Below are 18,877 nucleotides of genomic sequence, written 5' to 3'. Positions count from 1 at the left end.
TGGCGGGACCCTGCAGGGGGCCGACCCGTCATTCCTGGCAGAGCGACGTCCCGAAGTGGCAGGCCACGACGGACGGGGTGTCCACGGGACGGCCGGCGTCGATGGCGTGGGCCAGCCGGACGAAGCCGGCGTGGGTCCAGGACAGCGGCGTCGCCGAGGACGTCGGCTCCCCCGGCACGAACTCCGTGCCCTCGGCCGACGGCAGCTGGTCGTCCCACACCTGCTCGGCCATGAACAGCGACTCGTCGTCGGCCGAGCGGGCCATCGTGTCCAGCCGCTCCTGGGTGCTCTCGGCGGCTTCGCCACCGAGGGCCACCTCGTACTCGCCGCGCTCCCCGGTCAGCAGCGGCCAGCCGCGGCCGATGGTCTCCCGCGAGCCCGGGTCCACCGGTTCCCACTGGGTGCCGTCGGGCCGCTCCCCGTACCCGTCGAAGCTCGCCCGGTGCCAGAACCGGCCGTTGAGGGCGTCGTAGGCCAGCTGCTCGTCGACCAGGCGCAGCGTGGTGGTGACGACCGGGTCGTCGGCCGGCAGGACCCCGAGCCGGACCAGGTCCAGGAAGCTCGGGTCGAGCACCTCGCGCTGGTCGACCAGCGGGCCGCCGTCCGCGATCTGGATCTGCGTGCCGGCGTCGGCGTCCCCGTCGGCGGTGATCCGCAGGAAGTACGGCTCGGACGACAGCGGGCCGGTGGTGGTCACCGTCCACTCCGCCAGGCCCGCGCGCCACTCGTCGGCCGTGGCGAGGTAGGTGTCCGCCCGGGCGCCGTCGCCGTTGGCGCGGGCGATGTCGGCGGCGGTGACCAGGCCGGCGATCTCCGCGGCGATGGTGTTCGGCGAGTACCCGCCCAGGTTCTCCCACCGCTCCTGCCCCGTCGCCGGCCCCTCGGCCACCAGGAAGTCCGCCGAGAGCCGCACCCGCTCCCAGTCCGCCGGCCCGGTGCGGCCGAGCTGCCAGGCGAGCACGATCGGCAGGGCGACCTCGTCCATCTGCAGCCCGCCGAAGACCGGCTCCCCGTCGAGCCGCGCGTTCTGCGGGAACGACCCGTCGGGGCGCTGCTGCACCGTCCACAGGTGGTCCAGGGCCCGGTCGGCGGCCGCGACGTCGCCCATGGCGATCAGCGCGGTCGCGTGCTGGTACAGGTCGCGCGACCAGACGGCGTGGTAGACGGGGAACTGCTGCAGCTCGTCGGCCCACGCCCACGGCCGACCGGGGGAGGCGACGAAGCCGCCGCGGACGGTCTTGTCCTCCGACGCCGCGATCACCATCGCCGAGACCTGGTACTCCGTGCGCCACTGCGCGGCGCTGGCGGGTACCGGGGCGAGGCCGTCGAGGTAGGCGTGCCAGCCCTCGGTGTAGGCCTGCAGGGCGGCGTCGAAGCCCCGGTCCAGCGCCTGGCCGGCGGCCTGCGCGGCGTCGTCCTCCGTCGTCCCGAAGCCGAGGGCCAGGGTCAGCTGCTGCCCGCCGTCCAGACCGGTGAGGCCGGTCCGCCCGATCTGGGCGACGTTGCCGGGGGTCGGCGCGTCCCAGAGGTCGTCGAGGACGAAGTCGTCCCTCAGGTCGGTCCAGCCGTCGCTGCGCTCCAGGTACCCGCTGGAGGTGTCGGTGAGACCGCCCGTGGCGGTGACGGCGCTGCTCAACGCACCGTCGGTGGCCAGCAGCCGGCCGTCCGCCGAGCGCCCGGTGTCGTCGTTGGCGTTCAGGCCCAGTCCGACGTCGTGCAGCACGTACACCTGGTACGGCTGCCCGTCGAGGGACTCGAAGCGGACGTCGACGAGCACCGCGGCCCGGTCGGGGTCGGTGGTGTAGGTCTTGGTGATGCGGTAGCGGCCGCTGGTCGCGGTGTTGACCTGCCGGTAGACGAGGGCACGGGGGTCGACCAGCTCGACGACGGACTCGGTCGCCTCGTCCTCGCGCTCGGCGAAGGTGGCGCCGTCGGTGACGACGAACTGGGTGTCCCGGGAACTCTGCGTGTCGATCCGCGGGGCGAAGACCTCGCTGAGCGTGCCGTCCTCGAGGGTGTACCAGACCGTGCTGTCCAGGGCACCGATCGCGGTGCCGAACCCGTCCTTGTCCCCCGGTGCCCAGGTCGCCGCCACGCCGGGTTGCCCCGGCGCCGGCGGCGCTGCCTGCGCCGCGGCGACACCGAGCCCGGCCACCCCGCCGCCACCGAGGACGAGGACACCGGCGACGGCGGCCCCGCCGAGGAGCGCACGCGCCGGGCGCCTGCCGTGGAGCACGTCCCTGGAGAACACCGGCTGTTCCTCCGTCCTCTGCCGGTCGCAGCGGCCATCTCCGCGGAGATGGCCGCCGGGTCACGCGGGCGGCCGACCGCCCGGGCCCCCGCCCCACGGGGGCCGGCCGCCCGGGCCGCCACCGCCCCACGCCGGCGCGGGAGGAGGTCCGCCCATGCCCTCGATGCGGTCCAGCTCCGCGATGTCGTCGGGGCCGAGCACCACCTCGGCCGCCGCGAGGGCCTGCTCCAGCTCCGCCACCGTGGTGGCGCCGGGGATGAGCAGCACGTTGGGCGAGCGGGCCAGCAGCCAGGCCATCGCCACCTGCAGCGGGCTCGCGCCGACCCGTTGCGCGACCGCCCCCAGCACCTCGGACTGCGCCGGGCCCATCTCGCCCATCGGGAAGAACGACGTGTAGGAGACGCCCTCCAGCGCCGTGTAGGCGATCCCCTCCCGCGCCAGCTCCGCCACCAGGCCGTCGTCCGTGCGGTGGATCAGGTTGTAGTGGTTCTGCACGCAGGCCAGCGGCGCGATGCCCCGCGCCTCCGCGACCTGCCGGCCGGTGATGTGGCTGACCCCGAGGCCGTGGACCAGCCCCTCCTGCTGCAGCCGCGCCAGCGCCTCGAACGGCTCGGCGAGGGAGCCCTCCTCCGGCTCGCCGAGTCCCGGCATCCGCAGGTTGGCCACGTGCAGCGCGTCGAGGCCGAGGTGCTCGCACTCCTCCTCCACCGACCGGCGCAGCTCGTCCGCGCCGAGCGCCTCCTCCCAGCCCCCCTCCGGCGTCCGGCGGGCGCCGACCCGCGTGACGATCACCAGGTCCTCGGGATAGGGGTGCAGCGCCTCCCTGATCAGGTCGTTCACGACGTGCGGGCCGTACAGGCCGCTGGTGTCGACGTGGGTCACGCCCAGCTCGACGGCCCGGCGCAGGACGGCGAGCGCCGCCTCCCGGTCGGCCGGTGGCCCGAGGAACCGCGGCCCGGAGAGCTTCATGCCGCCGAAGCCCACCCGGTGCACGGTCCGGTCGCCGAGGGTGACCTGCCCGGAGCCCGCTGCAGTCGTCGTCATGCCGCGCAAACCTAGGGGCGGAGGTCTCCCGGTCAACGGGTCCGGTGCGCCTCCCGGCGCGGCCGTCACGGGACGTGGGGCGGCCGCGGCGTGTCCTGCGCGTGTCGGGTCAGATGAGCCCCAACTTGGACCCGGCGTAGACGGCCTCCGCGCGGCGGGAGACCGCCAGCTTGCGCATCACGTTGCCGACGTGGAACTTCGCCGTCGTCGCCGAGATGTAGAGCTCCCTGCCGATCGCCTCGTTGGACAGCCCGCGCGCCAGCAGGGTGAGCACCTCGCGCTCGCGCGCGGTGAGGCCCGGACCGGCGGGGGCCACGGGGGACGGCGCGGGGGCGGCCAGCGAGCGCACCACCATCGTCGCGCTGTGGCTGTCGAAGGCGCTCTCCCCGCGGCGCACCGCCCGGATCGCCGCGACCAGCGCGACCGCGTCGACGTCCTTGAGCACGTAGCCGCGGGCGCCGCGCTGGATCGCCTCGAGCACCAGCTGCTGGTCGAGGAAGGTCGTCACCACCAGGACGCCGGGGGCCGGTGTCGCGGCGGTGAGCTGCCCGCACAGGGCCAGGCCGGCCACGTCGGAGCCGGCCGAGAGCTTCAGGTCGAGCAGCACGATGTGCGGGCGGCTGGCGGCCACCAGGTCCAGCGCCTCCCCGGCGGACGCCGCCTCGCCGACCACCTCGATGTCGGGCTCGCGCTCCAGGATCGAGCGCAGCCCCTGCCGGACGATCGCGTGGTCGTCGACGATGACCAGCCGGATGGTCTCCGCGGTGCGCTCAGCCATCGACGGCGTCCCACGGCATCCGGACCTCCACCCGCACCCCGCCCATCCGGGCCCGCGTGATCCGCACCGTCGCCCCCATCTCCCGGCAGCGGGAGGCGATGTTGCCCAGCCCGCGGTGGTACCCGTCGTCCCGGCGTCCCGAGGCCCGCAGCGCCCGGCGCAGCACGTCGGGGTCGCCGCAGCCGTCGTCGGCGACCGAGAGCCGCAGCTCGTCGGACCGGTAGGCCAGCCGCACGGTGCTCCGGGTGGCCTGCGCGTGCCGGGCGGTGTTGAACAGGCACTCCGAGGCGATCCGGAACAGCGAGTGCTCGACCTCCGGGGGCAGCTCGCGCGGGCGCCCCTCCACCCGGACGGCGACGGCCAGGCCCGGCACCGGGGCGACGTCGGAGAGCCGGCCCAGCAGCGCGGGCAGCCCGTCACCGTCCCCGTGGCCGTCGGAGGAGAGCGCGTGGATGGCGCCGCGCAGCCGCTCCACCGCCTCGCGGGTCAGCGCCTTGGCGTGCCCGAGCCGCTCGTAGACCTCGCTGTGGTGGGCCACCTCCGGCCGGCACCACTCGATCGTCATCCCCGCCGAGAGCACGTGCTGGGCCACGCTGTCGTGCAGCTCGCGGGCGATCCGGTGCCGCTCGGCGTCCACCGCCTCGCGCTGCGCGGCGACGTCCAGCCGCCGCTCGGCCTCGGCCAGCTGCTCGTGCCGGTCGGCGAGGTCGCGGGCCCGCTGCTCGGCCTGCGCGTAGAGCTCCTCGGTCTGCCGGCGCAGCCCCTCCGACCGCGCCAGCAGGTGGTCCGAGAGCAGCGCGACCGCCGACTGGTTGGCCGCGATCCGCAGGATGGCCAGGTCCGCGGCGGTCGCCGTCCGCCGGGGCCCGCCGCAGGCGACCAGCGCGCCGACCGGCTCGCCGTCGACCACCAGGGGGACGACGACCGCGCCGTCCGCGGTCTGCCACGGCTCGACGGCGTCGGCCTCCAGCGCCTCGGTGACCGGGCGGCGCACCACCTCCGGCAGCAGCGCCAGGTGGCCCACCCCGACCCCCGACGGGCCGCGGCCGAGCAGCCGCGGGCGGGCGAGCGGCAGCGCCGTCCCGGACAGCGCCAGCACGGCCCACGGCTCGCCGAGGTGCTCCGCGGTGGCGTCGACGACCGCCCGGCAGAGCGCCTGGGCGCCCTGCCCGGTGGCCGAGAGGACGCCGGCGATGTGCTCCAGCGAGCCCAGCGCGCGGTCGAGGTCGTCGACGGTCTGCCGGTACTCGGCGTACCAACTCGGCTTGGACGAGCGCAGCCCGGTGAGCTCGGAGATGTCGGGTGCGCGCATCAGCGGCGGGTCACAGGGCCGCGCGGAACAGCGCGGCGATGTCGGTGGAGTCGGCGTCGCGGGGGTTGGTCGACAGGCACGCGTCGCCGAGGGTGGTGACGGCGAGGGTCTCGATGTCGGTCTCGCGCACGCCGAGCTCGGCCAGCCCGCGCGGGCAGCCCAGGTCCGCGGCCAGCCGGCCGACGGCCTCGGCGGCCTCCTCGGCGGCGACGTCGGCCGGCAGCCCCGTGACGTCGATGCCCATGGCCCGCGCGATGGGGACGAACCGGTCCGGCGCACTGCGCGCGTTGAACCGGATGACGTGCGGCAGCAGGACGCCGTTGACGACGCCGTGGGGCAGGTCGAGCAGCCCGCCGACCTGGTGGCTCATGGCGTGGGTGGCGCCGAGGATCGCGTTGGTGAAGGCCAGCCCCGCCTCGAGGCTGGCCTGGGCCATCGCGGTGTGCGCGGCGGGGTCCTCCGGCCGGTCGAGGGTGCCGCGCAGCGAGCTGCAGATCAGCTCGATGGCGTGCAGCGCGTGCACGTCGGTGAGCGGGCCGGACGCCCGGGAGACGAACGCCTCGATGCCGTGGGTCAGCGCGTCCAGGCCGGTCGCGGCGGCGAGGTCGTCGGGCATCGTGGTGAGCAGCCGCGGGTCGGTGATCGAGATGTCGGGCACCAGCGCCCGGCCGATCAGGGTGGCCTTGAGCCGGCGGGTGGTGTCGGTGATGACGGCGAACTGCGAGACGTCGGCGCCGGTGCCGGCGGTGCTGGGGCACATCACGGTCGGCGGGATCGCCGCGGTGACCTTGTCGACGCCCTCGTAGTCGAGGATCTGCCCGCCGTTGCTCGCCACGACCGCGATCGCCTTGGCCGCGTCGATGACCGAGCCGCCGCCGAGGCCGACGATGACGTCGCACCCGCTGTCCAGGTAGCGCTGCACACCGGCGGCGACCTCGTGGTCCTTGGGGTTCGGGGTGAGCTCCTGCCAGACGGTCGCGCGCAGCCCGGCCTCGGCGAGGTGGCCGGCGAGCTCGGCCCACCAGCCGGCCTGCACCAGACCGGCGTCGGTGACCACGAACGGCCGCTGCGCCCCCAACCTCCGGGCGGCCCAGCCGGCCTCGGACAGCGAGCCCCAGCCGAAGACGACCTCGGGCACCAGGTACTTGGTGAACGTGGCGACGGCCGGGGTCGGGTGCACCGCGACACCGTCGGGGGACGCGGACCGGGCCGGGATGGCGGTGGTCGTCGTCGCCCCGCTCGGGGTGCGCACGGCAGCGGGCACGACGACCTCCGGGCTCTCGGCGGTGCCGTCAGACTAACCCGCCGGTGACCGCTGTCACACGGTTCGGTTGCGTGCGATGCAACCCGGCCCTCGCCGTGGCCCCGTCCAGAGGCTCACCGCGAGCCTGCGAGCGGTGAGGAGGACGGGGTCCTCCTGTGGCGGGGCAGGAGGGTCCTTCCTCAGCCGTCGAGCCACTCCCCCAACCCCGCGAGCAGCCGGTCGACGTCCTCGTCGTCGTTGTAGGGCGCGAGCCCCACCCGCAGGCCGCCGGTGTCGCCGAGCCCGAGGTGGCGGGAGGCCTCGATCGCGTAGAAGGACCCGGCGGGCGCGTTGACCCCGCGCTCGGCGAGGAACCGGTACGCGTCGGCGGCGTCGCGACCGTCGAAGGTGAGCAGCAGGGTGGGCGTGCGGCGGGCCGCCCGGGACCAGACGGTGACGCCGGGCAGCGCGCGGACGCCGTCCTCGATGCGCTCCCGCAGCCGGTCCTCGTGCTCCTCGAGCGCCGCCATCCCGGCCTCCAGCCGGGCGCGGCGGTCACTCTCCGGGCCGCCGTCGCCGGCCCTGCCGGCGAGGCCACCCAGCCCGGCGAGGAAGTCCACCGCGGCGGTGGTGCCGGCCAGCAGCTCGTAGGGCAGCGTGCCCAGCTCGAAGCGCTCGGGGACGGCGTCGGTGGAGGGCAGCAGCTTGTCGGGGTGCAGTCTCCCCAGCAGGGCGGGGTCCGCGACGACGCAGCCCAGGTGCGGGCCGAGGAACTTGTACGGCGAGCAGGCGTAGAGGTCGGCGCCGAGCGCGCGGACGTCCACCGCGGCGTGCGCGGTGAGGTGCACGCCGTCGACGTGGGTGAGGGCGCCGGCGTCGTGGGCGAGCGCGCTGATCGCCGCGACGTCCGGCCGGGTGCCGATGAGGTTGGAGGCGCCGGTGACGGCGACCAGCCGGGTGCGGTCGGAGAGGACCCGCCCGACCGCCTCGGGGGCGAGCTCGCCGGTGGCCGGGTCGAACTCCGCCCAGCGCACGGTCGCCCCGCGGGCGGCCGCGGCCTGCACCCACGGGCGGACGTTGGCGTCGTGGTCCAGGCGGGTCACCACGACCTCGTCGCCCGGGCCCCAGCCGGCGGACAGCGTGCGGGACAGGTCGTAGGTCAGCTGGGTCGTGCTGCGGCCGAACACCACCCCGCCGGGGTCGCCGGCGACGAGGTCGGCGATCGCCTGCCGCGCGGCCAGGACGACGTCGTCGGCGGTGCGCTCGGCCTGGGTGACCCGCCCGCGGTTGGCGATCGGCGAGGTGAGGGTGGCCGCCACCGCGGCGGCCACCGACTCGGGCACCTGGGAGCCGCCGGGGCCGTCGAAGTGGGCGGCTCCCGCACGCAGGGCGGGGAAGCAGGCGCGGACGGCGGCGACGTCGTAGCTCACCCGGGCAGCATGCCGCGTCGCGGTGCGTGCACGCAGCGCGGTCCCCAGGTCGGGGCCGTTGCGCACGAGCGGCCCCGTCCCGCAGCGGGACCGGGCCGCCCGTGCGCACACACGAGGTCAGCGGCCGCCGAGGAGGCCGCCCAGCCCGCCGCCGCCACCGCCGCCGAGCTTGCTGATCAGGTCCATGGGCGAGAGGCCCAGCTTCTCGAGGATGCCGGCGTGCTGGTCGGTGTCGACGGTGCCGGGCAGCTCCTGGTCGGCCTGCTGCGCCTTGGCGTCGTCGCCCTGGCTGCGGAGGAGTTCGAGGATCTGGTTCTTGTCGATCTGCATGTGCCGGTCGTACCCGGCAGCCGGGGGCCCACGCGGCTCAGGACGCCGAGAGGACGATCCGGTCCGGCCGGACGACGACGGCGACCGCCCCGGCCCCGCGCAGCCACCCGCTGAGCCCGCCGTCGGCGTCGGCCACCTCGACCTCGCCGCCCCCCGCAGGGCGCACCGCCAGCCGACCGGGGAGCAGCAGCCGCAGCCGCGCCGTCCCGGGGCCGAGGACGTCGTCCACCGGCACCGTCCGGCCGTCGAGCACCACGGCGGCCCTCGGCAGCAGTGAACCGGCCAGCCGCCGTCCGGCCCGGCCGCGGCGCACCACCAGCGGCCCGCGGCGCAGCGGCGGGGTGCGGCTGTCGGTGGCGAAGCGGGCCACGGCGGGCACCCGGCGCACGCCCGCCAGCACCGCGCGGCGCAGCACCGCGGCCCCGCGGCCGCCGCCGGTCATCAGCCGGCCGAGCAGCAGCGCCAGCCGCACCATCGCCCGCGCGTGGGGTTCGCGCTCGGCCTGGTGGGTGTCCAGCAGCCGCTCGGCCGCCGTCCCGGCCAGGACGGCGGCCAGCTTCCAGGCCAGCTGGTGGACGTCGCGCAGCCCGAGCCCCAGCCCCTGCCCGATGAACGGCGGGGTCAGGTGTGCGGCGTCGCCGGCGAGCAGCACCCTCCCCGAGCGCCAGCGGTCGGCCACCTGGGCCCGGTAGACGTACTCGGCGACCCGCTCCACCTCGGCGTCCGCCGCGCCGTACGGGGCCAGCAGCGCGGGCAGCCGGGCGACCACGTCCTCGCGGGTCTCGCCGGGCAGCAGCCGGAACTCGAAGCGGTAGCGGTCCCCGGACACCGGCATCGCGGTCGCCGCCCGGTGCGGGTCGCAGACCTGGTGCACCCCGGGCCACAGCGGCAGCGGCTGAGCGGAGCGCAGGTCGGCCACCAGCCAGCGGTCGGGACGCCCCAGGTCGCGCATGCGCGCCCCGACCAGGCGCCGCACCGTGCTGTTCGCCCCGTCGCAGCCGAGCACCGCGGCGGCGCGCACCCGCGAGCGCGCGCCGGAGGCCCGGTCGAGCACGTCCAGCGTCACGCCCCCGTCCCGGGCCAGCCCCACGAGCTCGCAGCCGGTGTGCAGCTCGACGAGCGGCTCCCGGCGGACGGCGGCCAGCAGCAGCTCCTCGAGGTCGGGCTGGGAGAACATCGACCCCTGCGGCCAGCCGTGCGGTCCGGACGACGAGGCGCGGGCGAACTCGGCGAGCACCCGGTGGCTCCCGTCGAGCAGCCGCAGCCCCCGCATGGGGCGGCTGAGCGCGAGGAAGCCCTGGGCGACCCCGGCGTCTGCGAGCGCGCGCAGGGCCTCGTCGTCCAGGTGCACCGCGCGGGGCTGCCCGTAGGGCGCCGACCGCCGCTCCAGGACCTGCACCGGCAGCCCGCGACGGGCCAGCAGCAGGGCCGCGGTCAGGCCCACGGGACCGGCGCCGACGACGACCACCGGGGCTCCCGACACGGGGTCACTCTCGCAGCCCGCGGACGGCGGGGTAGCGGCAACGTTGCACCCGCCTTCCCATCGGTGTGAGCCACGCCATAACGTGCCGGTCACGGACATGCACCGTTGCATGCAGGCGGCCCTCAGCGGTGAGGGCGACGAGGAGGTCACTGTGCCCGTGAACACCCGCGGCGCGATCCTGCGCTCCGCTCCCGGCAAGTGGGAGGTCACCGACCTGGTCGCGGACGACCCGCGACAGGGCGAACTCCAGGTCAAGCTGGCGGCGTCCGGTCTCTGCCACTCGGACGACCACATCGCCACCGGCGACATGCAGGTCGGCCACTACCCGTTCCTGGGCGGCCACGAGGGCTCCGGCGTCGTCACCGCCGTCGGCCCGGGCACCCCGGGGTTCAAGGAGGGCGACCACGTCGTCTTCTCGTTCCTGCCCGGCTGCGGCCGGTGCCGCTACTGCGCCAACGGCCAGCAGTACATCTGCGACTCCGGCGCCAACCTGCTGATCGGCTCCCGCTGGGACGACGCGGAGAGCTTCCGCTTCCAGACCAGCGACGGCACGCCGGTCGGCCAGATGTGCGGCCTGGGCACCTTCGCCGAGGTGACGACCGTCGACGTCCGCTCCACGGTGAAGATCCCCGACGACATCCCGCTCGACGTCGCGTGCCTGACCGGCTGCGGCGTGGGCACCGGCTGGGGCACCGCGGTGCAGGCCGGTGAGGTCAAGGCCGGCGACACGGTGATCGTCATGGGCATCGGCGGCATCGGCATCAACGCCGTCCAGGGTGCGGCGCACGCCGGCGCCAGCCACGTCATCGCCGTCGACCCGATCGCCTTCAAGCGCGAGAAGGCGCAGGAGGTCGGCGCCACCCACGCCTTCGAGAGCATCGAGGAGGCCGCCGACTTCGCGCGCAGCGTCACCAACGGACAGGGTGCGGACAAGGCGCTGATCACCGTCGGGGTGCTTAAGGGCGAGCACGTCGCGCAGGCCTTCGAGGCGATCGGCAAGGGCGGGCGGGTCGTCATCACCGGCCTCGGCGACCTGACCGACGTGGGCATCCCGATCAACCCCAGCATGATGGCGTTGTTCACCAAGGAGATCCGCGGGGCGCTGTTCGGCGACCAGAACCCGAGCGCCGACATCCTCAAGATGCTCCGCCTCTACCAGGAGGGGAAGCTCAAGCTCGACGAGCTGATCACCAACCGGTACAAGCTCGACGACGTCAACCAGGGCTACGAGGACATGAAGGCCGGCAAGAACATCCGCGGCGTCATCATCTACGACGACTGAGAGAGGACCCCGTCCTCACCACCCTTCGCAGGCTCGGGTGGTGCCCTGGACGGGGCCACGGCCGAGGCCGGGGCGCCCCCTCGCGGGGGCGCCCCGGTCGCACGTCGCCACCCAGGAGGAGCCCCGTCGTGAGCACCACCACCACCGCCCGGCGGCTCGACGTGACCGGCATGGTCCGGGTCGCCCGCGAGCGGGTGGTCGCCCGCATCCGCGAGGCCGAGGTCGTCGCGGCCGCGCTGTCGGCCGGCCGCAACGTCCTGCTGGAGGGCCCGCCGGGCACGGGCAAGACGACGCTGCTGCGCTCGCTGGCCGACGGTGCCGGCGTGCCACTGGTGCTGGTCGAGGGCAACGCCGAGCTCACCCCCACCCGGCTGGTCGGCCACCACGACGCCTCACGGGTGCTCACCGAGGACTACCGCCCCGAGAACTTCGTGCCCGGCCCGCTCACCCGGGCCATGACCGACGGCGCGATCCTCTACGTCGAGGAGTTCAACCGGGTCCCCGAGGAGACGATGAACGTGCTCCTCGGGGTGCTGTCGGAGCGGGAGATGCACGTGCCGCGCTTCGGCCGGGTCACCGCGCGGCCCACGTTCCGGCTGGTCGCCGCCATGAACCCGTTCGACGCGGTGGGGACCGCGCGGGTGACGCCGGCGCTGTACGACCGCTCCTGCCGGGTGGCGATGGGCTACCAGGACGAGGAGGCCGAGCTGGCCGTCGTCGCCACCGCGACCGGCGGGCCGGCGGGGCTGGTCGCCCAGGCGGTGCGGGCGGTCCGGATCACCCGCGACCACCCCGAGCTGCGGATCGGCTCCTCGGTGCGCGGCGCCCTGGACACGGTGCTCATCGCGCTGGAGCTGGCCACCGTCCGCGGGCACGAGGCCGTCGAGGACACCACCGGACTCGACGCCGCCCTCGCCGCGCTCACCGGCAAGGTGACCCTGGCCGACGGCGCGACCCGGCCGGTGGAGGACGTCGTCGCGGACATCTGGCGCCGGGCGGGTGAGGAGCTGGGAAAAGCCTGACGCCCGAGGAACCGGGCGACCCCGAGCCGCCACCACCCCCGCCGGGGGACGGCGGGCCGACCGAACCCCCGGGGCGCCGCCCGCCGCGGCCGGTGCCCGTGGAGGACCCCGACGACGTCGAACAGCTGCTGAAGCAGCACCAGGCCCGCCGCGCCGGCCGCGATGAGCTGTCCCGGGCCCACCCCGAGTTCCAGCAGGTCTCCCCGCAGCTGGGAGAGCTCGACGAGGAGGCGCTGGCCGACCTCACCGCCCGCGACCCCGACGCGGCCAACCGGCTGCTGACGGCCATGGGGCGGGCGTTCGACCCGGCGTTGCGGGCCGCCGCGCGGGCGCTGGCCTGCCGGCTGCCGGTGGGCACGCCGCGCGCCGGGGTCCCCGACCGCCCGGGCACCCGCCGCGTGGTGACCCGCCGCGACGAGACCGGCAGCGACATCGACCTGGACGCGACCCTCGCCGCACGCGGCGCCGAGCCGCACTGGCGGGCCGAGCACCTGCACACCCGCGGCTGGCGCTCCACCGGCCGGGCGTGCGTGCTGCTCGTCGACGCCTCCGGCTCGGTCGCAGGCGACGAGCTCGCGGTCGCCGTGCTCACCGCCTCGGCGCTGTCCCAGCGGATGCGGCCCGGGGACGAGCTGGCCGTCGTCGCCTTCTGGTCGCGGGCGGTCGTGCTGCGGGCGCTGTCCACCGACCCGCGCACGGACGCCGTCGTCGACCGGCTGTTCGACCTGCAGGGCGGCGGCACCACCGACCTGGACCAGGGCCTGCGCACCGCGGCGGCCCAGCTGGCCCGCTCCCGCGCGGCCGCCCGGGACGTGCTGCTGCTCTCCGACGGGATGCCCACCGACAGCCCCGACCCGCTGCCGGCCGCGGCGGCGCTGGCCCGCGCCGGCGCGCACCTGCACGTGCTCTCGCTGTCGGAGGAGCCGGAGTCGGTGGCCAACTGCGCCGCGCTGGCCGCCGCCGGTGACGGCCGGGTGGCGCCGCTGCTCAAGCCGACGCAGGCCCCCGCGGCCGTCCGCACGCTGCTCGGCTGACCGCTACCCCGGCCCGCACCGGGTCCAGCGGGACGGCCGAGCTGAGGACGGCGGGCCCGAGCCGCAGCTCGCCGTCCGACAGCGCGGCGCAGCGCACGCCGCCCCGGCCGCGCAGGGCCCGGTGCGCGCCCGGTGCCAGGACGACGTCCATCCAGGCGCAGAGGTGGGCCGGCCGCCCGCCGCCGAGCAGCACCGGCCCGGACCCGGTGTCCAGGGTGAACCGCTGCCCCCGCAGCGCCTCCACCTCCGCGCCGCGCAGGACGACGGTGCGCCGGGCCAGGTGCGGGTCGAACGGGGCGGATCCGGTCTCGGCGGCGACGGCCTCCAGCGCCTCGACGGCGAGCACGGTCAGCTGGGCGTCGCGGTGCGCCGGGCGGCCGGCGTAGCGGTCCCCGACCACGCCGATCCCGGCCCGCACCTCGACCGCCGCGCGCCGGTCGCCGTCCTGCGGCGGGACGGGTCCTGCGGGTCGGCCGTCGTAGCGGTGCACGGGCGAGGCCAGCAGCGCCACGACCTCGACGTCGTACCGGGAGAGGACCCCCTCCTCCGCGCCCCTCGCGAGCTCGGGGCGGGAACCGGGCAGGGGGCTAGTCGACCAGGCCGTAGGCACGGGCCTCCTCCGCGTCGAGCAGCCTCCCGGCGCGCATGTCCGCGGCCACCTCGTCGACCGACCGCCCGCAGGCCTCGGCCACCCGCTCCTGCAGCCGGCGCAGCTGCCGTGCGTGCTCGGCGGCCCAGGCCTCCACCTCGTGGCCGGGGACGCCGCGCGGCGCCCGGGGCTCGCACAGCCGGACCATCGCGTGCGCGCCGACGACCCGCCGGTCGGCGACGGCGAGGACCGCGACCGCCGGTCCGCTGAGGGTGCCCAGGCTGGTCGCGTGCACCGGGACGCCGACCAGGTCGAGTGCGTCCACCAGCGTCAGGGCGCCCTCGAGGTCGGCGCCCACCCCGGAGAGCCGGAGCCGGACCGGGTCGTCACCGGTCGCGTCGAGCAGCGCCAGTTCGGCAACCGCCCGGTTGACCGCCTCGGTGTCCAGCTCACCGGAGAGGGTGACCACCCGCTGTTCGAGCAGCCGTTCGGCGAGCCAGGTCTCCCCGCCGACGACCAGGGCGGCCGATGCCGACACCGGGCCGGGGGCCGGCGGGCGCGGCTGGGGCTGCCACGGCGTGCGCGGCCACTCCGGTGGCCCCGGGGGGAACGGCGGGTCGGGGGGGCCGGGCGGGACGGGCGGCCACGTGCCCGTGGGTCGGGTCATGGGGGCTCCTCGCTCGGGGAGGTGGGCCGGGTGGACGACCCGGGAGGCCGGACGTGCCAGTCGACGGCGCGCCCCAGCGCGGCCGCGTACCGCTCGAGCGTCGACAGCCGCGCGTCGAGCTCGCCGCTCTCCAGCCGGGCGACGGCGGACTGCGAGGTGCCCATGCGCGCGGCCAGCTCGGTCTGACTCAGCCCGCTCTCCCGGCGGGCGCGGGCCAGCTGCTCGATCAGCTCGTGCCGGCGCGCCGAGGCGTCACCCAGCCCGGGGAAGGCGCTGCGACGGGGCTCGACCGGCATAGCGGAAAAGGTATCGCTGATCCGCTATGGAAGGGGTCCTCCCGCATGCGGGATCTGCACAGTGGTGGGCACCACGGCCCTGATGGCCACCACTGTGCAGATCGCGCGCCGGCGCCTCAGCGGTCCGCGGTCCGGTGGATCGGGCCCTCGGTGCCGGTGAGCCGCTCCCCCGAGCCGCCCCAGCGGCCGGCGATGACCTCGGCCGCGATCGAGATGGCCGTCTCCTCGGGCGTGCGGGCGCCGAGGTCCAGCCCGATCGGGGAGGAGAGCCGCGCCAGCTCCTCCTTCGACAGCCCCGCCTCCTCCAGCCGGGCCAGCCGCTCCTCGTGCGTGCGCCGCGAGCCCATCGCGCCGACGTAGGCGACCGGCAGCCGCAGCGCGACCTCCAGCAGCGGGACGTCGAACTTCGGGTCATGGGTGAGCACGCACAGCACGGTGCGCTCGTCGATCCGGCCGGCGTCCACCTCGGCCTGCAGGTAGCGGTGCGGCCACTCGACGACGACCTCGTGCGCGTCGGGGAAGCGCTTCGGGGTGGCGAAGACCGGGCGGGCGTCGCACACGGTGACCCGGTAGCCGAGGAAGGCCCCGACGCGGGCGACAGCGGCGGCGAAGTCGATGGCGCCGAAGACCACCATCCGGGCGGCCGGCGCGAAGGCGTTGACGAACAGCGACAGGTCGTCACCGCGGCGCTCGCCGTCGTGGCCGACGTGCAGCATCCCGGTGCGGCCGGCGGCCAGCATGCCGCGCGCGTCGTCGGCGACGGCGTCGTCCAGGCGCTGCAGGCCGAGGGTGCCCGAGCTGCGGTCGGGCCAGACGACCAGCCGCCGTCCCACCCGGTCCTCCGGGCCGGCGACGCAGGTGACGACGGCGACCGGCTCGTGCCGCGCCACCGACTCGGCCACCTCGCCGAGCTCGGGGAAGGACTCCCGCGACACCGCCTCGACGAAGACGTCGAGGATCCCGCCGCAGGTCAGCCCCACGGCGAAGGCGTCGTCGTCGCTGACGCCGTACCGCTCGAGGGTGGGGACGCCGGACTCGACGACGTCCTTGGCCTCCTCGTAGACCGCGCCCTCGACGCAGCCGCCGGAGACGCTGCCCACGGCGGTGCCGTCGGGCCCGACGAGCATCGACGCACCCGCCGGGCGGGGAGCGGACCGCCAGGTGGCCACCACCGTGCCCATGCCGACGGTCTCGCCCGCCTGCCACCAGCCGATCAGGTCCTCGAGCACGTCACGCATCCGACAGCTCCTTTGCACGGAGGTAGGTCATGGTGGCCCCTTCGGCCTCTGGACGAGGTCTTCCGGGGGGTCCGTCAGGCACGGCTGATGACCCCCGCCAGCTGCTGGAACGCGGCCAGGCTGTGTCCGGCCACGAAGTGGTCCACCGACGGCAGCGCCGCCTGCATCCCGCCGGTGAGCGGCTCGTAGCCCTCCCGGCCCTTGTGCGGGTTGACCCAGACGACCGCGTGCGCCAGCCGCCGCAGCCGGGCCATCTGCTCGGCGAGCACGTCGGTGCCGCCGCGCTCCCAGCCGTCGCTGCACACGACGACGATCGCGCCGCGGGCGGTGCCGCGCTGCCCCCACCGGTCGAGGAATGCCTTGAGCACCTCGCCGAGCCGGGTGCCGCCGGACCAGTCGGGGATCGCCGAGCCGCTGGCCGCCAGCGCCTTGTCGGGGTCGCGCAGCCGCAGCTCCCGCGTCACCCGGGTCAGCCGGGTCCCGATGGTGAACACCTCGGTCGCGGCCGGGTGGGCCCGGACCGCGGCGTGCGCGAACCGCAGCAGCGCGTCGGCGTAGGGGCTCATCGAGCCGGAGACGTCGATGAGCAGGACGACGCGGCGCGGGCGGGGCCGGGCCCGCCGGTGCAGCAGCCGGGTGACCTCGCCGCCGTCGTGCAGCGCGCGGCGGACGGTGCGGGAGGCGTGGACGGCGCCGTGCGGGCTGGGCCGGCGTCGGCGCGAGAGCCGCATCGGCGCGGCGGGGACCAGCAGCGCGAACAGCCGGCGCAGCTGCTCGCGCTCGGCGCCGGTCAGCTCGGCGACGTCCCGGTGGCGCAGCACCTCGTCGGCGCTGGCCTGGCCGGCGAGGTCCGGGGGCGACTCGTCGTCCCCCTGCCCCTCCCCCGGGTCCATCGGCGCGGTGGTGACCGTCCGCTGCCGCTGCTGGGCCGCCGGCGGCACCGGCCGCGGCGTCTCGCCGCCGAAGTACGCGGCGAAGGCGGCGTCGTAGCGCTCCAGGTCGTCCGGGCCCGCGCACAGCGTCAGCCGGCCGCTCCAGTACACGTCGGTGGCGTCGAGGACGTCGAGCGCCGCGACGGCGGCCAGCATCGCCTCGACCCGGTCCGGGGATGCGGCCACCCCGGCGACCCGGAGGGTGCGCGCGAAGCCCAGCACCGTGTCGACGACGTCCCGGGGTGGGCGGGCGGCCCCGTCCCGGCCCTCCTCCCGAGCCTGCGAGGCGTGGGGGGGACGGGGTCCTTCTTCAGGCGCCACCGAAGAGCGCCCCCCGGGCCATGGCGTGCACGCGGTCGGTGTCCTCGCGGTACTTCAGCACCGCGCCGAGGGTGCGCGCGGCGACGTCCGGGTCCAGCTCCCGGGCGCCGAGGGTGTGCAGCGCGGTCGCCCAGTCCATCGCCTCGGCGACGCCGGGTGGCTTGAGCAGGTCGAGGGTGCGCAGCTTCGCCGTCGCGCGGGCCACCTCGCGGGCCAGCTGCTCGGTCACGTCGGGCAGCCGACGGCGCAGGATCGCCACCTCGCGGTCGAAGTCCGGGTGCTGCAGCCAGTGGTAGAGGCAGCGCCGCTTGAGGGCGTCGTGCACCTCGCGGGTGCGGTTCGAGGTGAGGACGACGAGCGGCGGGGTGGCCGCGCGGATGGTGCCGAGCTCGGGGATGGAGATCGTGAAGTCGGAGAGGACCTCGAGCAGGAATGCCTCGAACTCGTCGTCGGCGCGGTCGACCTCGTCGACCAGCAGCACGCTCGGGGAGTCCTCCAGCGCCTGCAGCAGCGGCCGGGCCAGCAGGAAGCGGCGGTCGTAGAGAGAGGCCTCCAGCGTCTCGGTGTCGCCGGTGGCGTGTGCGGCCTCGGCGGCGCGCAGGTGCAGCAGCTGCCGGCCGAAGTCCCAGTCGTAGAGCGCCTGGCTGGCTTCCAGGCCCTCGTAGCACTGCAGCCGGTACAGCGGCCGGCCGGTGACCCGCGCCAGCGCCTGGGCCAGCGCGGTCTTGCCGACGCCGGCCTCGCCCTCCAGGAACAGCGGGCGGTGCATGGCCAGGGCCAGGTAGGCGGCGGTCGCCAGGCCCTCGTCGGGCAGGTAGCCGGTCCCCTCGAGGGCCGCGGCGAGCTCGTCGGGGCCGCCGATCCCGCCGTCCGCGCCGGTCACCGGCCGCACCGTGGTCTCGCTCACGTCCCGAGCATCCCACCCCCGCCGCCGACGCGGCCTGCCCGGTCGGGTGGACCTGGCACCGGCCCGGGAACGGCAGATGACCGGCCGGGATCAGGTCCTCGGCCGGCCACCGCCGTCTGGTGCCCGGTCCTGCCGGGCGGCCCGGCCCCTGCAGGGTCCCGCCGCCGGCCCCGTCCAGGGGCCCGCCCCGAGCTCGCGAGGGGTGGGGCGGACGGCGTCCTCCTCCGGTGGGGCAGGGGGTCCTCTGTCAGCGGCCGATGCGGCCGTCGTCGTCGCGGTCGAGGGCGTCCTTGGCCTTCTGGGTGAAGCTGCGGTCGTCGCCACCGGTGGTGCCGCCGGTCACGCCGGTGCCGCCGTCGACCTCGACCTCCTCCTTGCGGACGTCGGCCGACACCCGCTCGGAGTCGCTGACGGTCTCCTTGTCCAGGCGCACCCGCTCGACCGGCACGGCCTCCTTCTCCACCACCGGACGCTCGGCGTGCAGGGTGACCTCGTGCTCCTCCTCGGAGATCGCCGGGCCGTCCAGCGCCTGCCCGACGTTGGCGTCGGTGATCGGCTCGCGCTCGACCCGCACCTCCTCGCGGGAGACCGGCACGGTCTCGGTCACGTTCTCGGTGACCACGTACTTGCGCAGCCGGGCCCGGCCGACCTCCTCGGTGCGGGTGCCCACGTTCAGCCGCTCCTCCGAGCGGGTCATCGCGTTGTCCGTGGTGGGACC

General features: G+C 76.1%; 18 protein-coding genes. 3 read left to right on the top strand and 15 right to left on the bottom strand.

The features are described from left to right. Positions 1-28 precede the first annotated feature (28 nt). From BLS21_RS17730 to BLS21_RS17695, 8 genes are all read right to left on the bottom strand, one after another. Positions 29-2,251: a glycoside hydrolase family 15 protein gene (locus tag BLS21_RS17730; RefSeq protein WP_217636186.1), complete on the bottom strand. Its 2,223-nt coding sequence runs from the start codon at positions 2,249-2,251 to the stop codon at positions 29-31. A 60-nt stretch (positions 2,252-2,311) separates the two neighbouring features. Continuing rightward, entirely contained in the window at positions 2,312-3,295 is a 984-nt protein-coding gene (locus BLS21_RS17725; RefSeq protein ID WP_091221509.1) for an oxidoreductase, read from the bottom strand. Between the two features lie 109 nt (positions 3,296-3,404). Beyond that, positions 3,405-4,073, bottom strand: a complete 669-nt coding sequence (locus tag BLS21_RS17720; protein WP_091221507.1) for a MadR family response regulator transcription factor — start codon at positions 4,071-4,073, stop codon at positions 3,405-3,407. Then, the gene (locus BLS21_RS17715; RefSeq protein WP_091221504.1) at positions 4,066-5,385 is read right to left on the bottom strand and encodes a sensor histidine kinase; all 1,320 of its coding nucleotides are present in this window, start codon (positions 5,383-5,385) and stop codon (positions 4,066-4,068) included. Before BLS21_RS17715 ends, BLS21_RS17720 begins: the two co-directional genes overlap by 8 nt. 10 nt (positions 5,386-5,395) lie before the next feature. Beyond that, a complete protein-coding gene (locus BLS21_RS17710; RefSeq protein ID WP_245700523.1) occupies positions 5,396-6,649 on the bottom strand; it encodes an iron-containing alcohol dehydrogenase in 1,254 nt (417 codons plus the stop codon). Between the two features lie 179 nt (positions 6,650-6,828). After that, entirely contained in the window at positions 6,829-8,058 is a 1,230-nt protein-coding gene (locus BLS21_RS17705) for a cysteine desulfurase-like protein (RefSeq protein WP_091221926.1), read from the bottom strand. A 117-nt stretch (positions 8,059-8,175) separates the two neighbouring features. Continuing rightward, entirely contained in the window at positions 8,176-8,388 is a 213-nt protein-coding gene (locus tag BLS21_RS17700; RefSeq protein ID WP_091221501.1) for a hypothetical protein, read from the bottom strand. Between the two features lie 37 nt (positions 8,389-8,425). After that, the gene (locus BLS21_RS17695) at positions 8,426-9,871 is read right to left on the bottom strand and encodes a bifunctional 3-(3-hydroxy-phenyl)propionate/3-hydroxycinnamic acid hydroxylase (RefSeq protein WP_091221498.1); all 1,446 of its coding nucleotides are present in this window, start codon (positions 9,869-9,871) and stop codon (positions 8,426-8,428) included. Between the two features lie 151 nt (positions 9,872-10,022). On the opposite strand from BLS21_RS17695, the gene BLS21_RS17690 reads away from it, so the two are divergent. From BLS21_RS17690 to BLS21_RS17680, 3 genes are all read left to right on the top strand, one after another. Continuing rightward, entirely contained in the window at positions 10,023-11,153 is a 1,131-nt protein-coding gene (locus BLS21_RS17690) for an NDMA-dependent alcohol dehydrogenase (protein WP_217636185.1), read from the top strand. 128 nt (positions 11,154-11,281) lie between these two features. Then, complete coding sequence (locus BLS21_RS17685) at positions 11,282-12,175, top strand: AAA family ATPase (RefSeq protein ID WP_091221493.1); 894 nt, start codon at positions 11,282-11,284, stop codon at positions 12,173-12,175. A 98-nt stretch (positions 12,176-12,273) separates the two neighbouring features. Beyond that, complete coding sequence (locus BLS21_RS17680; protein ID WP_245700522.1) at positions 12,274-13,209, top strand: vWA domain-containing protein; 936 nt, start codon at positions 12,274-12,276, stop codon at positions 13,207-13,209. Here BLS21_RS17680 and BLS21_RS17675 read toward each other — a convergent pair. From BLS21_RS17675 to BLS21_RS17645, 7 genes are all read right to left on the bottom strand, one after another. Next, on the bottom strand, positions 13,163-13,819 hold the full coding sequence (locus BLS21_RS17675) for a molybdenum cofactor biosysynthesis protein (RefSeq protein ID WP_245700520.1): 657 nt from the start codon (positions 13,817-13,819) through the stop codon (positions 13,163-13,165). The genes BLS21_RS17680 and BLS21_RS17675 overlap by 47 nt on opposite strands. Further along, a complete protein-coding gene (locus BLS21_RS17670) occupies positions 13,797-14,465 on the bottom strand; it encodes an ATP-dependent Clp protease proteolytic subunit (protein ID WP_091221490.1) in 669 nt (222 codons plus the stop codon). The genes BLS21_RS17675 and BLS21_RS17670 overlap by 23 nt, the downstream gene beginning before the upstream one ends. Beyond that, positions 14,462-14,761 carry a helix-turn-helix domain-containing protein gene (locus BLS21_RS17665; RefSeq protein WP_091221486.1) on the bottom strand — a complete coding sequence of 100 codons (300 nt, stop codon included), beginning with the start codon at positions 14,759-14,761 and terminating at the stop codon, positions 14,462-14,464. Before BLS21_RS17665 ends, BLS21_RS17670 begins: the two co-directional genes overlap by 4 nt. A 116-nt stretch (positions 14,762-14,877) precedes the next feature. Then, positions 14,878-15,999: an XdhC family protein gene (locus BLS21_RS17660; RefSeq protein ID WP_091221483.1), complete on the bottom strand. Its 1,122-nt coding sequence runs from the start codon at positions 15,997-15,999 to the stop codon at positions 14,878-14,880. Positions 16,000-16,073: 74 nt separating this feature from the next. Then, positions 16,074-17,117 carry a vWA domain-containing protein gene (locus tag BLS21_RS17655; protein WP_245700518.1) on the bottom strand — a complete coding sequence of 348 codons (1,044 nt, stop codon included), beginning with the start codon at positions 17,115-17,117 and terminating at the stop codon, positions 16,074-16,076. A 124-nt stretch (positions 17,118-17,241) separates the two neighbouring features. Beyond that, positions 17,242-18,159, bottom strand: a complete 918-nt coding sequence (locus tag BLS21_RS17650) for an AAA family ATPase (RefSeq protein ID WP_217636184.1) — start codon at positions 18,157-18,159, stop codon at positions 17,242-17,244. Positions 18,160-18,406: 247 nt separating this feature from the next. Beyond that, positions 18,407-18,877 (bottom strand): YsnF/AvaK domain-containing protein (locus BLS21_RS17645; RefSeq protein ID WP_139177195.1); only part of this gene is annotated, 471 nt, incomplete at its 5' end.

The organism is Geodermatophilus siccatus, from assembly GCF_900103785.1.
Taxonomy (GTDB): Bacteria; Actinomycetota; Actinomycetes; order Mycobacteriales; family Geodermatophilaceae; genus Geodermatophilus; species Geodermatophilus siccatus.
The sequence above is the reverse complement of the archived record's forward strand: the minus strand, read 5'-3'. Positions and strand labels throughout refer to the sequence as shown.